Origin of the sequence: Pseudomonas sp. YQ_6 (assembly GCF_043103245.1) — a bacterium.
GTDB classification, from domain to species: Bacteria; Pseudomonadota; Gammaproteobacteria; order Pseudomonadales; family Pseudomonadaceae; genus Aquipseudomonas; species Aquipseudomonas alloputida.
The window spans coordinates 12,741-26,322 of the sequence record NZ_JBICJR010000009.1 but is presented as its reverse complement, the minus strand read 5'-3'; the positions used below and the strand labels follow the sequence as shown (position 1 = coordinate 26,322).

Annotated in this window: 15 protein-coding genes; all 15 read left to right on the top strand. The window is 62.5% G+C overall.

Going from position 1 to position 13,582, the window contains the following annotated elements:
• Positions 1 to 53 precede the first annotated feature (53 nt).
• Positions 54 to 1,319, top strand: coding sequence for a flagellar hook-length control protein FliK (locus tag ACF8FG_RS03115; protein WP_014590154.1), 1,266 nt, complete (start codon positions 54 to 56; stop codon positions 1,317 to 1,319).
• 218 nt (positions 1,320 to 1,537) lie between these two features.
• Positions 1,538 to 2,035: a flagellar basal body-associated protein FliL gene (gene fliL, locus ACF8FG_RS03110; protein ID WP_010955083.1), complete on the top strand. Its 498-nt coding sequence runs from the start codon at positions 1,538 to 1,540 to the stop codon at positions 2,033 to 2,035.
• 9 nt (positions 2,036 to 2,044) lie between these two features.
• Positions 2,045 to 3,013, top strand: a complete 969-nt coding sequence (gene fliM / locus ACF8FG_RS03105; protein ID WP_003254418.1) for a flagellar motor switch protein FliM — start codon at positions 2,045 to 2,047, stop codon at positions 3,011 to 3,013.
• Between the two features lie 47 nt (positions 3,014 to 3,060).
• On the top strand, positions 3,061 to 3,528 hold the full coding sequence (fliN, locus tag ACF8FG_RS03100) for a flagellar motor switch protein FliN (protein ID WP_029615633.1): 468 nt from the start codon (positions 3,061 to 3,063) through the stop codon (positions 3,526 to 3,528).
• Between the two features lie 12 nt (positions 3,529 to 3,540).
• A complete protein-coding gene (gene fliO / locus ACF8FG_RS03095) occupies positions 3,541 to 3,975 on the top strand; it encodes a flagellar biosynthetic protein FliO (RefSeq protein WP_010955081.1) in 435 nt (144 codons plus the stop codon).
• Positions 3,975 to 4,730: a flagellar type III secretion system pore protein FliP gene (gene fliP / locus ACF8FG_RS03090; protein WP_003254415.1), complete on the top strand. Its 756-nt coding sequence runs from the start codon at positions 3,975 to 3,977 to the stop codon at positions 4,728 to 4,730. Before fliO ends, fliP begins: the two co-directional genes overlap by 1 nt.
• A gap of 21 nt (positions 4,731 to 4,751) precedes the next feature.
• Positions 4,752 to 5,021, top strand: coding sequence for a flagellar biosynthesis protein FliQ (gene fliQ, locus ACF8FG_RS03085; RefSeq protein WP_014590156.1), 270 nt, complete (start codon positions 4,752 to 4,754; stop codon positions 5,019 to 5,021).
• 7 nt (positions 5,022 to 5,028) lie between these two features.
• Positions 5,029 to 5,805: a flagellar biosynthetic protein FliR gene (fliR, locus tag ACF8FG_RS03080; RefSeq protein ID WP_014590157.1), complete on the top strand. Its 777-nt coding sequence runs from the start codon at positions 5,029 to 5,031 to the stop codon at positions 5,803 to 5,805.
• Positions 5,806 to 5,807: 2 nt separating this feature from the next.
• Positions 5,808 to 6,950, top strand: a complete 1,143-nt coding sequence (gene flhB, locus ACF8FG_RS03075; protein WP_014590158.1) for a flagellar biosynthesis protein FlhB — start codon at positions 5,808 to 5,810, stop codon at positions 6,948 to 6,950.
• 218 nt (positions 6,951 to 7,168) lie between these two features.
• Positions 7,169 to 9,298 carry a flagellar biosynthesis protein FlhA gene (flhA, locus tag ACF8FG_RS03070; protein WP_014590159.1) on the top strand — a complete coding sequence of 710 codons (2,130 nt, stop codon included), beginning with the start codon at positions 7,169 to 7,171 and terminating at the stop codon, positions 9,296 to 9,298.
• Positions 9,299 to 9,309: 11 nt separating this feature from the next.
• Entirely contained in the window at positions 9,310 to 10,617 is a 1,308-nt protein-coding gene (gene flhF / locus ACF8FG_RS03065) for a flagellar biosynthesis protein FlhF (protein WP_014590160.1), read from the top strand.
• Positions 10,618 to 10,710: 93 nt separating this feature from the next.
• Positions 10,711 to 11,544 (top strand): flagellar synthesis regulator FleN, encoded by an 834-nt coding sequence (fleN, locus tag ACF8FG_RS03060; protein ID WP_003254408.1) that lies wholly within the window; start codon positions 10,711 to 10,713, stop codon positions 11,542 to 11,544.
• On the top strand, positions 11,541 to 12,281 hold the full coding sequence (gene fliA, locus ACF8FG_RS03055; RefSeq protein ID WP_003254406.1) for an RNA polymerase sigma factor FliA: 741 nt from the start codon (positions 11,541 to 11,543) through the stop codon (positions 12,279 to 12,281). Before fleN ends, fliA begins: the two co-directional genes overlap by 4 nt.
• A 107-nt stretch (positions 12,282 to 12,388) precedes the next feature.
• Complete coding sequence (locus ACF8FG_RS03050; protein ID WP_010955070.1) at positions 12,389 to 12,763, top strand: chemotaxis response regulator CheY; 375 nt, start codon at positions 12,389 to 12,391, stop codon at positions 12,761 to 12,763.
• A 22-nt stretch (positions 12,764 to 12,785) separates the two neighbouring features.
• Positions 12,786 to 13,574, top strand: a complete 789-nt coding sequence (locus ACF8FG_RS03045) for a protein phosphatase CheZ (RefSeq protein WP_392518603.1) — start codon at positions 12,786 to 12,788, stop codon at positions 13,572 to 13,574.
• Positions 13,575 to 13,582: the final 8 nt, after the last annotated feature.

The window sequence follows — 13,582 nt, the reverse complement described above, 5'->3', positions numbered from 1 at the left end:
TCTTGCCTGTCTCTGCCTCGATGATTTTTTGTTTCTGGCGCGGAGACCGCTCGATGCCTGTCGCACCCAACCCTTTGCTGCAAGCCAATGCCATTGCCAAAACCTCGCGCTCGGCCACCGTGCAGGCGGACAAACCGCTGCAGGCGCTGGGTGACAAGGGCGATGCCTTTGGCCAGGTGATGGCCAGGCAGGGCCGCGACAAGGTTACCGGGCAGGACGACAAGGTCGCTCAGGCCAAGCCCAAGGACAAACCTGATGCGGCAGTTGGCGGCAAGAAAGACCCGGCTGGCAAAGCTGCAGTTGCCGATGACGGCAACAAGTTGCCAGAAGAGGATTCGGCCCAGGCCGATACGGGTGTGCGTGATGCCAGCCTGGTGGCCGGTCAGGTCACTGATGCCCAGCCCGGCGCACAACTGATCCAGGCGCAGGCCGAGGCGGTGGCGCCCGTGCTGCAGGCGGCCACGGCGCAAACCCAGGTTGCCGCGGTACTGCCTGAAGAGCCGTCCGCGGAGGAGGCCTTCGATCCGGATGCTGACCCCCTGGCCAACCTGCCGACCCTGCGCCTGGCGCTGGAGCACAGTGCCCAGGCTAAAGGTGGCACCTCGGCACATGCCCTTGATGCTGCCCAGGCTCAGGGCGAGGAAGGGCAGGCAGCCGTCAATACCTTGGCGAATCTGGTCGAGAATACCGATGGCGAGAGTGGCGAACCCGGTGGCAAGGCCTTTGGCGCCTTGCTTGAAGACGGCCTGAAAGACACCAAGAGCGCCAGCAGCGACACCCGCATCGATGATTTTGCCAACCGCCTGGCCAGCCTGACCCAGGCGGCCACGGCCAAGACCGCCAACGCCGTACCGGCCACTGCGAACCCGCTGCATCAGCCATTGCCGATGAACCAGAACGCTTGGGCCGAGGGCCTGGTCAACCGGGTCATGTACCTGTCCAGCCAGAACCTCAAGTCGGCTGATATCCAGCTGGAACCGGCAGAACTCGGTCGCCTCGACATTCGCGTCAATGTTGCGGCGGACCAGGCCACCCAGGTCACCTTCATCAGCGGCCACGCCGGCGTACGTGACGCCCTTGACAGCCAGGTGCACCGCCTGCGCGAACTGTTTGCCCAGCAGGGTTTGGCGCAGCCGGATGTCAACGTGGCTGACCAGTCGCGCGGGCAGCAACAGCAGCAGGGGCAGGCCCAGGGCAGCAACCTTTCCGGGGTGGCGGCGCGCCGGGCCGAGCAGGGTGCGGCCGAGGCGGTCGATAGTGCCCGGCCTTTGGAGCAGCAGGTGGTTGTCGGCGACAGTGCGGTCGATTACTACGCCTGATAACTGTTGGCCTGGGCTGGCTTCTTCGCGGGCGAGCTCGCTCCCACAGGAATTTCGTTGATTTCGAGCCCTGTGCGGTACCTGTGTGAGCGGGCGTGCCCGCGAAGAAGCCAGCACCGCAAAACCTGCTGGAATCCATCCCCTGCAAAATCTGGCATAACACTTGCTCAAGCCAAGCCATTCTCCTTTGAACCCCCGATGGACGACGGATTATTGGCATGGCGAAGAGCGAAGCAGTCAAAGACCCCGCCACTAAAGGCAAACTCAAGCTGATCCTGCTGGCTGTCGTCGGCCTGTTGCTGGCGATCGGCCTTTCGGTGGGCGCTACCTGGTTCATCATGCACAAGAGCGAGCCGGCTCCGGCCGCCGAGGCCACGGCCAGCAACGTCAAGCCAGGGGCGATCTACGAGGCGCTGACCCCGGCCTTCGTGGTCAACTTCAACCAGAACGGCCGCCAGCGCTACATGCAGCTGAGCATCACCCTGCAGGCGCGTAACCAGGCCGACCTGGATGCCCTCAAGGTGCACATGCCGGTGATCCGCAACAACCTGGTGATGATGTTCTCCGGGCAAGGGTTCGACACCCTCGCCAGCAGCCCGGTAGGGCAGGAGATGCTGCGCCAGAAGGCCACCGCAGTGGTCCAGGAAGTGGCGCAGAAGGAAGTCGGCAAGCCGGTCATCGACCAGTTGCTGTTCACCAATTTCGTATTGCAGTAGGAGTCCGCAATGGCCGTACAGGACCTGCTGTCCCAGGATGAAATCGATGCCCTGTTGCATGGTGTCGACGACGGGCTGGTGCAGACCGAGAGTGCATCCGAGCCTGGCAGTATCAAAAGCTACGACCTGACCAGTCAGGACCGTATCGTGCGGGGTCGCATGCCGACCCTGGAAATGATCAACGAGCGCTTCGCCCGCTATACCCGTATCAGCATGTTCAACCTGCTACGCCGCTCCGCAGACGTGGCCGTGGGGGGCGTGCAGGTCATGAAGTTCGGCGAATACGTGCACTCGCTGTACGTGCCGACCAGCCTCAACCTGGTCAAGATCAAGCCGTTGCGCGGCACCTCGCTGTTCATCCTTGACGCCAAGCTGGTGTTCAAGCTGGTAGACAACTTCTTTGGCGGCGATGGCCGCCACGCCAAGATCGAAGGGCGTGAGTTCACCCCGACCGAACTGCGTGTGGTGCGTATGGTGCTGGACCAGTGTTTCGTCGACCTCAAGGAAGCCTGGCAGGCGATCATGCCGGTCAGCTTCGAGTACATGAACTCCGAGGTCAACCCGGCCATGGCCAACATTGTCGGCCCCAGCGAGGCGGTGGTGGTGTCCACCTTCCACATCGAACTGGACGGCGGCGGCGGCGATCTGCACGTGACCATGCCGTACTCGATGATCGAGCCGGTGCGGGAAATGCTCGATGCCGGCTTCCAGTCGGACCTGGACGACCAGGACGAGCGCTGGGTCAAGGCCCTGCGCGAGGACGTGCTGGACGTGGCCGTGCCAATGACCGCCACGGTCGCGCGACGCCAGCTGAAGCTGCGCGACATCCTGCACATGCAGCCGGGTGACGTGATCCCGGTCGAGCTGCCCGAGCACCTGGTGCTGCGCGCTAACGGGGTGCCAGCGTTCAAGGCGCGGCTGGGCTCGCACAAGGGCAACCTGGCCCTGCAGATCATCGACCCGATCGAACGCCGCTGACGGTGTGCCGGTCGCTTACAACGAATTGAATGCCTGTCGAGGAAATCATGGCTAACGAAAACGAGATCACCTCCCCAGAGGACCAGGCGCTGGCCGATGAGTGGGCCGCAGCGTTGGAAGAAACCGGTTCTGCCGGGCAGGCCGACATCGATGCACTGCTGGGCGGGGACACCGGCAGCAGCAGCGGCCCGGGCCGCCTGCCGATGGAAGAATTCGCCAGCTCGCCGAAGCCGAACGAAAATGTCAGCCTCGAAGGCCCGAACCTGGACGTGATCCTGGACATCCCGGTGAACATTTCCATGGAGGTGGGCAGCACCGAGATCAACATCCGCAACCTGCTGCAGCTCAACCAGGGCTCGGTGATCGAGCTCGACCGCCTGGCCGGCGAGCCGCTCGACGTGCTGGTCAACGGCACGCTGATCGCCCATGGCGAAGTGGTCGTGGTCAACGAAAAGTTCGGCATCCGCCTGACCGACGTGATCAGCCCCAGCGAACGTATCAAGAAGCTGCGCTGAGTGAAGGGCACGATGCGCGCCATCGCCGCGGCAGCGGTGCTGTTCGCCAGCCACGCCTGCCTGGCTGCGGCCACGCCAGCAGCCACCCCGGCGGCTCAACCTGGCAGTCTCGGCGGGCAGCTGGCGCAGATGGTCTTGGGCCTGCTGCTGGTGGTGGGCCTGATCTTCTTCCTGGCCTGGCTGCTGCGGCGGCTGCAGAGCACCGCAGTGAAGGGTGGGCAGGTGATCGAGATTGTCGGCAGCCGTGCCATCGGCCCGCGTGACCGCCTGCTGTTGGTGCAGGTGGGCAAGGAGCAGATCCTGATCGGCCATACCCCCGGCACCATTGAGGCCCTGCACGTACTGGCCGAACCCGTGGAAGTGCCGGCAAGCGCCCGTCAGGCGACGCCGGAGTTTGCCCAGCGGCTGATGGAGCTGATGGGCAAGGACCCTAAGGACAACAAGTGATGAGCGGCGCGCTGCGTACGTTGTTGACTCTGGCGCTGCTGCTGGCTGCGCCGCTGGCCCTGGCCGCCGACCCGCTGTCGATCCCGGCCATCACCCTGTCCAACACCCCGGACGGGCAACAGGAATATTCGGTCAGCCTGCAAATCCTGCTGATCATGACCGCGCTGAGCTTCATCCCGGCGTTCGTCATTCTGATGACCAGCTTTACCCGCATCATCATCGTGTTTTCGATTTTGCGCCAGGCGCTGGGCCTGCAGCAGACGCCGTCCAACCAGTTGCTGACTGGCATGGCGCTGTTCCTGACCATGTTCATCATGGCGCCGGTGTTCGATCGGGTGAACCAGGACGCGCTGCAGCCTTACCTGAAGGAGCAGATGACTGCCCAGCAGGCGATCGACAAGGCTCAGGGGCCGCTCAAGGACTTCATGCTGGCGCAAACCCGGCAAAGCGACCTCGACCTGTTCATGCGCTTGTCCAAGCGTACTGACATCGCCGGCCCCGACCAGGTGCCGCTGACGATCCTGGTGCCGGCGTTCGTCACTTCCGAGCTGAAGACGGCGTTCCAGATCGGTTTCATGATCTTCATCCCGTTCCTGATCATCGACATGGTCGTGGCCAGTGTGCTGATGGCCATGGGTATGATGATGCTGTCGCCGCTGATCATCTCGCTACCGTTCAAGATCATGCTGTTCGTGCTGGTCGATGGCTGGGCGTTGATCATGGGCACCCTGGCCAGCAGTTTCGGCGGCGTCTGACGCCGTCAAGGAGAGCCGCCGATGACACCTGAAGTAGCTGTCGACCTGTTTCGTGATGCCCTGTGGCTGACCACCCTCATGGTCGCCGTGCTGGTGGTGCCGAGCCTGTTGGTGGGCCTGGTGGTGGCGATGTTCCAGGCTGCCACGCAGATCAACGAACAGACCTTGAGCTTTTTGCCGCGCCTGCTGGTGATGCTGATCACGCTGATCATCGCCGGGCCGTGGCTGGTGCAGAAGTTCATGGAGTACTTCACCACCCTTTACACCAACATCCCGCAGCTCATTGGTTGATGCGGCGATGCTGGAGCTGACCGACACGCAGATTGGCACCTGGGTCGCCACCTTCATCCTGCCGTTGTTCAGGGTGACTGCGGTGCTGATGACCATGCCAATCTTCGGTACCCGCATGTTGCCGGCGCGGATTCGCCTGTACGTGGCGGTGGCGGTGACCGTGGTGATCGTGCCGGCATTGCCGCCGCTGCCCGAGTTCGACCCGTTGAGCCTGCGCGGTATGCTGTTGTGCGCCGAGCAGATCATCGTTGGTGCGCTGTTTGGCCTGGCCTTGCAGTTGCTGTTTCAGGCTTTCGTGGTTGCCGGGCAAATCGTCGCGGTACAGATGGGTATGGCGTTCGCCTCGATGGTCGACCCCGCCAACGGGGTCAACGTCACGGTAATCAGTCAGTTCATGACCATGCTGGTGAGTGTGTTGTTCCTGTTGATGAACGGCCACTTGGTGGTGTTCGAGGTACTGACCGAAAGTTTTACCACCTTGCCGGTGGGGAGTGCGCTGGTGGTCAATCACTTCTGGGAGCTGGCCGGGCGCATGGGCTGGGTGTTCGGTGCCGGTCTGCTGTTGATTCTGCCGGTGATCGCTGCGCTGCTGGTGGTGAACATTGCCTTTGGCGTAATGACCCGCGCCGCGCCGCAGCTGAACATTTTCTCCATCGGCTTCCCGCTGACCTTGGTCATGGGCATGTTCATCTTCTGGGTCGGCCTGGCCGATGTCCTGTCCCACTATCAGGCATTGGCCAGCGAAACGCTGCAATGGCTGCGTGAGTTGGCGAGGGCGCGCTGAGCATGGCAGAAAGCGAGAGCGGTCAGGACAAGACAGAAGACCCCACTGAAAAGCGCAAGCGCGACGCCCGCGAGAAGGGCGAGGTCGCCCGCTCCAAGGAGCTGAACACGGTGGCTGTGACCCTGGCGGGTGCCGGTGGCCTCCTGGCGTTCGGCGGCCACGTGGCCGAGACATTGCTGGCGTTGATGCGCATGAACTTCAGTTTGACCCGCGACATCATCGTCGATGAACGGGCCATGGGTGCCTTCCTGCTGGCCTCGGGCAAGATGGCCATATGGGCGGTGCAGCCGGTGCTGATCCTGCTGTTCGTGATTTCCTTCGTGGCGCCCATCGCGCTTAGCGGCTTCCTGTTCTCGGGCAGCTTGTTGCAGCCAAAATTCAGCCGCATGAACCCGCTGTCGGGGATCAAGCGCATGTTCTCGATGCAGGCCTTGACTGAATTGCTCAAGGCGCTGGCCAAGTTCTTCGTGATTCTGGTGGTGGCGGTGGTGGTGCTCTCCGGTGACCGCCAGGCCTTGCTGTCGATTGCCAATGAGCCGCTGGAGCAGGCGATCATCCACAGCCTGCAGGTGGTGGGCTGGAGTGCCTTGTGGATGTCAGCCGGGCTGTTGCTGATTGCCGCGGCAGACGTGCCGTTCCAGCTGTACCAGACGCACAAGAAAATGAAGATGACCAAGCAGGAAGTGCGCGACGAGTACAAGGACAGCGAAGGCAAGCCCGAAGTCAAGCAACGTATTCGCCAACTGCAGCGCGAGGTGTCGCAGCGGCGCATGATGGCGGCGGTGCCGGATGCAGACGTGATCATCACCAACCCGACGCATTATGCGGTGGCTTTGCAGTACGACCCGGAGAAAGGCGGTGCGGCGCCGTTGCTGCTGGCCAAGGGTAGCGATTTCATGGCGTTGAAGATTCGTGAAATTGGCGTGGAGCACAACATCCAGATCCTCGAATCGCCGGCGCTGGCGCGGGCGATCTATTACTCCACCGAACTTGAGCAGGAAATCCCGGCGGGGCTGTACCTGGCGGTGGCCCAGGTGCTGGCGTATGTGTTCCAGATTCGCCAATACCGCGCCGGCAAGGGCAAACGCCCAGAGCCGCTGAAGGACGACCTGCCGATCCCGCCGGACCTGCGCCGCGACAGTTGACCTTGTGTCATGGCTTCTGGCCCTTTCGCGGGTAAACCCGCTCCTACACTGATCTGGGGGCACATTGGTGGGCATAGTCCGTCGTAGGAGCGGGTTTACCCGCGAATACGGTAGCGGCGGCAACATAAATCCCCCGTCGAGCAAAGTTGGAAAGCTTCTTGCAAAGCCACGCCCAGGCGCCCCCTGGGCGTCAAAGTTTTGCATCAAGAGGACTCGCGGTGGATCGCACTCAGTTAATCAGCAACGCCCGCAACAACCTGGCCGGGCTCGGCCGGGGCAACCTGGGTGTGCCGCTGTTGTTGCTGGTGATGTTGGCAATGATGATGTTGCCGATACCGCCGTTCCTGCTCGACGTGTTCTTCACCTTCAACATCGCCCTGTCGATCGTGGTGCTGCTGGTCTGTGTATACGCCTTGCGCCCGCTCGACTTTGCCGCGTTCCCGACCATCTTGCTGGTGGCCACGTTGTTGCGCCTGGCTCTGAACGTGGCGTCCACCCGTGTGGTCATGCTGCATGGCCAGGAGGGCCATGGCGCTGCCGGTAAAGTGATCCAGGCCTTCGGTGAAGTGGTGATCGGCGGTAACTACGTGGTCGGTGCCGTGGTGTTCGCCATCCTCATGATCATCAACTTCGTGGTGGTGACCAAGGGTGCCGGGCGTATCTCGGAAGTGAGTGCGCGTTTCACCCTCGACGCCATGCCTGGCAAGCAGATGGCCATCGACGCCGACCTCAATGCCGGCCTGATCGACCAGGCCCAGGCCAAGCATCGCCGTGCCGAGGTGGCGCAGGAGGCCGAGTTCTACGGTTCGATGGACGGTGCCAGCAAGTTCGTGCGCGGCGACGCCATCGCCGGCTTGCTGATCCTGTTCATCAACCTGATCGGCGGCATGCTCATCGGCATGCTGCAGCACAATATGTCGTTCAGCGAGGCCGGCAAGGTCTATGCCCTGCTGACCATCGGTGACGGTTTGGTGGCGCAATTGCCATCACTGCTGCTGTCCACCGCCGCCGCGATCATGGTGACCCGCGCGTCGGGTTCCGAGGACATGGGCAAGCTGATCAATCGGCAGATGTTCGATTCGCCCAAGGCCCTGGCGGTGTCTGGCGCGTTGATGATCGTCATGGGCCTGGTGCCGGGCATGCCGCACATTGCCTTCCTCAGCCTCGGCCTGATGGCTGCCGGCGGCGCCTACCTGGTGTGGAAGAAGCAGCAGCAGGCCAAGGTCAAAGCCCAGCAGGAGGCGCAGCGCCAGCAGGACCTGCTGCCCTCGCCTCAGCGCGCGCTGGAAACCAAGGAGCTGGGTTGGGACGACGTCACCCCCATCGACATGATCGGCCTGGAGGTCGGCTATCGGCTGATCCCGCTGGTCGACCGCAACCAGGGCGGCCAGCTGCTGGCGCGGATCAAGGGCGTGCGCAAGAAGCTGTCGCAGGACCTGGGTTTCCTGATGCCCACCGTGCACATTCGCGACAACCTCGACCTGCAACCCAGCGCGTATCGCCTGACCCTGATGGGGGTGATTCTGGCCGAGGCGGAGATCTATCCGGACCGCGAACTGGCGATCAACCCTGGGCAGGTGTTTGGCACCCTCAACGGTATTGCCGCGCGCGACCCGGCGTTTGGCCTGGAGGCGGTGTGGATCGACGTCGGCCAGCGCTCACAGGCGCAGTCGCTGGGTTACACCGTGGTCGATGCCAGCACCGTGGTGGCCACCCACCTCAACCAGATCCTGCAGAAGCACTGCCACGAGCTGATCGGCCACGAAGAGGTTCAGCAACTGCTGCAGGTGCTGGCCAAGGCATCGCCTAAACTTGCAGAAGAGCTGGTGCCGGGCGTCATTTCCTTGTCGGGGCTGCTCAAGGTGCTGCAAGCCCTGTTGTCGGAACAGGTGCCAGTGCGCGATATTCGCAGTATTGCCGAGGCCATCGCGAACAACGCGGGCAAGAGTCAAGATACCGCCGCGCTGGTGGCGGTGGTGCGCGTCGGATTGTGTCGCGCCATCGTGCAAAGCATTGTCGGCGTTGAGTCGGAGCTACCAGTGATTACCCTGGAGCCAAGGTTGGAACAGATTTTGCTGAATAGTCTGCAAAGGGCTGGGCAGGGTCAGGAAGACGGTGTTCTTCTGGAACCTAGCATGGCCGAGAAGCTGCAACGTTCGCTGATCGAGGCGGCCCAGCGCCAGGAAATGCAGGGTCAGCCGGCCATTCTGCTGGTCGCCGGCCCGATCCGCGCCATGTTGTCGCGTTTCGGTCGCCTGGCTGTACCGAATTTGCATGTTCTGGCGTATCAGGAAATACCTGACAACAAGCAAGTCACCATCGTTGCCACCGTGGGCCCTAACGGCTGAGGTAGGGGATAATGCAAGTTAAGCGATTTTTCGCCGCCGATATGCGTCAGGCCATGAAACTGGTCCGTGACGAGCTGGGCGCCGATGCCGCGATCATCGGCAACCGCCGCATTGCCGGTGGTGTCGAGCTGACGGCCGCGCTGGACTACAAGCTGTCCGCCCTGGCCCCGCGTGTGCCCAACGCCGAGCTGGAAGAAGAGCTGCGCAAGACCCATACGCGCATTGCCACTGCCCAGGCCGAGCTGGACCAGCGTCAGGACAGCAGCGACAACAACCGCCAATTGTTCGCCGGGCAATCTTTGACCGCTGCCGAACCGTTGATCGAGCCGCACGTCGAGGCCCCGGAGGCCGCGGCCGTACCGGCTGCTGCGCCGGTTGACCCACGCCTGTTCGATGCCATGCGCTCCGAGCTGTCGGGCCTGCGCGAGCTGCTGGAAGTGCAACTCGGTTCGCTGGCCTGGAATCAGCTGCAGGGCAGCAAGCCGCAGCAGGCCAACCTTTGGCGCCGCCTGCAACGTATTGGCCTGTCCGGGCCGATCGCCCGCGAGCTGCTGGACCTGACCGCCGAGATCGAAGAGCCGCGCCAGGCCTGGCGCATGCTGCTGGCTCACTTGGCACGGATGATCGAAGTGCCTGAAATCGAGCCGATCGAAGAGGGCGGGGTGATCGCCATGGTCGGCCCGGCGGGCATGGGCAAGACTACCACCCTGGCCAAGCTGGCCGCGCGCTACGTGCTCAAGTACGGCGCGCAGAACCTGGCGTTGGTGAGCATGGACAGCTTCCGTATTGGCGCCCAGGAGCAGCTCAAGACCCTGGGCCGCATCCTCAACGTGCCGGTGACTTACGTCGACCCGGGCCAGTCGCTGGCAGCAGCGCTGGAACCACTGCTGCGCAAGCGCGTGGTGCTGATCGATACTGCCGGCCTGCAAGCCAGCGACCCTGCGCTGCGCATGCAACTGGAAACCTTGGCCGGGCGTGGCATTGCCGCGAAGAACTACCTGGTGCTGGCCACCACCAGCCAGAAGCAGGTGCTGACCGCCGCCTACCACAGCTACAAGCGCTGTGGCCTGGCCGGCTGCATCCTGACCAAACTCGATGAAACGGCGAGCCTTGGCGATGTGCTGAGCCTTGCCATCAGTCATGAACTGCCAGTGGCCTATCTTACCGATGGCCCACGCATTCCTGACGACCTGCACCTGCCGCGGGGCCACCAGTTGGTCACGCGGGCGGTGAATGTGCAGCAGCAGGATGAGCCCAGCGAAGAGGCCATGGCCGACATGTTCGCTGATCTCTATCACAACCCACGGCGAGCGGGTTGACCATGAAGCGTGTGCAAAGTCGCTATGCCAAGGGGCACGCAGAATTGCCCTACGTGTGGCCTGAGTCCCAGCGAGACAAGGTAAAGAACAGACATGGGTAGCATGCATCCCGTACAGGTGATCGCCGTGACCGGTGGCAAAGGTGGCGTCGGCAAGACTAACGTTTCAGTGAACTTGTCCCTGGCGCTGGCCGAGCTTGGCCGCAGGGTCATGCTGCTGGACGCCGACCTGGGCTTGGCCAATGTCGACGTGTTGCTGGGCCTTACCCCCAAACGTACCCTCGCCGATGTGATTGAAGGGCGTTGCGAGCTGCGTGACGTGATGCTGCAGGGCCCCGGCGGTGTGCGTATCGTACCGGCAGCCTCGGGCACCCAGAGCATGGTGCATCTGGCCCCGGCCCAGCATGCCGGGTTGATCCAGGCGTTCAGCGAGATCGGCGACAACCTCGATGTGTTGGTGATCGATACCGCTGCGGGTATCGGTGACTCGGTGGTCAGCTTCGTTCGCGCCGCCCAGGAAGTGCTGCTGGTGGTGTGTGATGAACCTACCTCGATTACCGACGCGTACGCGTTGATCAAGCTGCTCAATCGCGACTATGGCATGAACCGTTTCCGTGTGTTGGCCAACATGGCGCAGAGCCCGCAGGAAGGGCGCAACCTGTTTGCCAAGCTGACCAAGGTCACCGACCGCTTCCTTGACGTTGCCCTGCAGTACGTGGGTGCCGTGCCGTACGACGAGTGCGTGCGCAAGGCGGTGCAGAAGCAGCGTGCCGTCTACGAAGCCTTCCCTCGCTCCAAGTGCGCGCTGGCCTTCAAGGCGATTGCCCAGAAGGTCGACAGCTGGCCGCTGCCGGCCAATCCGCGCGGCCATCTGGAGTTCTTTGTCGAGCGCTTGGTGCAACCCACCAGCGCGGGACCCGTACTATGAACGCCAGCGGCTTCAAGATGTACAGCCGGGCGGCGAAGGACGCCCAGTACGAGCTGATCGAACGCTACGCCCCGCTGGTCAAGCGCATCGCCTACCACCTGTTGGCGCGCTTGCCGGCCAACGTGCAGGTCGAGGACCTGATCCAGGCCGGCATGATCGGCCTGCTGGAAGTGGCCAACAAATACGACGCCAGCAAGGGCGCCAGCTTTGAGACCTACGCCGGCATCCGCATCCGCGGGGCCATGCTGGACGAAGTGCGCAAAGGCGATTGGGCACCGCGTTCGGTACACCGCAACACCCGTATGGTCAGTGATGCCATGCGTGCAGTTGAGGCCAGAACAGGCCGTGACGCTAAAGATCATGAAGTTGCTGCCGAACTCCAATTGAGTCTCGATGATTACTACGGGATCTTGAACGATACCCTGGGCAGCCGCCTGTTCAGCTTCGACGACCTGTTGCAGGACGGCGAGCACGAAGGGCTGCATGAGGATGGCGCCAGTGGCCAGGTCGAACCTGCGCGCGGCCTGGAGGAGGAGCGCTTCCAGGCTGCCCTGACCGAGGCTATCGCCAACCTGCCGGAGCGTGAGCGCCTGGTGCTGGCGCTGTACTACGACGAAGAGCTGAACCTCAAGGAAATCGGTGAGGTGCTGGGTGTCAGCGAGTCGCGGGTCAGCCAGTTGCACAGCCAATGTGCCGCGCGCCTGCGCAGCCGCCTGGGGGAATGGCGGGCACGTTGAGCCCACTGTCGTTGCAGTCGTTTTCCACGTTGTACCGAATTGAATGAGTGCGTGCTCGGTAGGCCGAGCGCGTTTGAGACTGCTTGGAGGTCTAATTGGACAAGAACATGAAAATCCTCATCGTTGACGATTTTTCGACGATGCGGCGGATCATCAAGAACCTGTTGCGTGACCTGGGGTTCACCAACACCGATGAAGCCGATGACGGCACCACGGCGTTGCCGATGCTGGAAAACGGCCACTACGATTTCCTGGTGACCGACTGGAACATGCCGGGCATGTCCGGCATCGACCTGCTGCGTAAAGTGCGTGCCAGCGACAAGCTGAAAAGCATGCCGGTCTTGATGGTGACCGCCGAAGCCAAGCGCGACCAGATCATTGAAGCGGCCCAGGCCGGCGTCAATGGTTACGTGGTCAAGCCGTTCACCGCTCAGGTGCTCAAAGAGAAGATCGAGAAGATCTTCGAACGCGTCAACGGCTGAGTCACGTCAGGGGGGGCGCGTCATGGATTCATCACAAACGTCTTTGGGCGAGTTCGAGTCGACCCTGAAGAAGCATGCCCAGGAGTTGGTCGAAAGCCTGGAGCGGGGCCGTTTCGGCGAGGCGGTGCAGTTGATTCACGAACTGAACCAGACCCGCGACCGCGGCCTGTACCAGGAAGTCGGCAAGCTGACTCGCGAGCTGCACAGTGCCATCGTCAGTTTCCAGATCGACCCCACCATGCCGCAGGCAGAAGAGGTGTCGCAGATTACCGACGCCACCGAGCGCCTGTCGTATGTGGTCAAGCTCACCGAGGGCGCGGCCAACCGCACCATGGACTTGGTCGAGGAAAGCACGCCGGTGCTCAATGAGCTGGCCAGCGAGGCCAAGGCCCTGAGCACCGACTGGCAGCGCTTCATGCGCCGCGAAGTGGCTGCGCCGGAATTTCGTGATCTGGTCAAGCGAGTCGACAGTTTCCTGACGCACAGCGCCGAGGGTAACTGCAAGGTTTCCGGGCACCTCAATGACATTTTGCTGGCCCAGGACTATCAGGACCTGACCGGCCAGGTGATCAAGCGCGTCACCGCACTGGTGACCGAGGTGGAAAGCAACCTGCTCAAGCTGGTGCTGATGGCCAGCCAGGTCGACCGCTTTGCCGGTATAAAACATGACCACGATCAATTGCGTGCAGAAAAAGATCGAGAAAAACATCCGACTCGGGGTGAAGGTCCGCAGATTCATGCCGATAAGCGTGAAGACGTCGTGTCCGGTCAGGACGATGTCGATGATCTGCTGTCCAGCCTTGGTTTTTAAGGAGCACG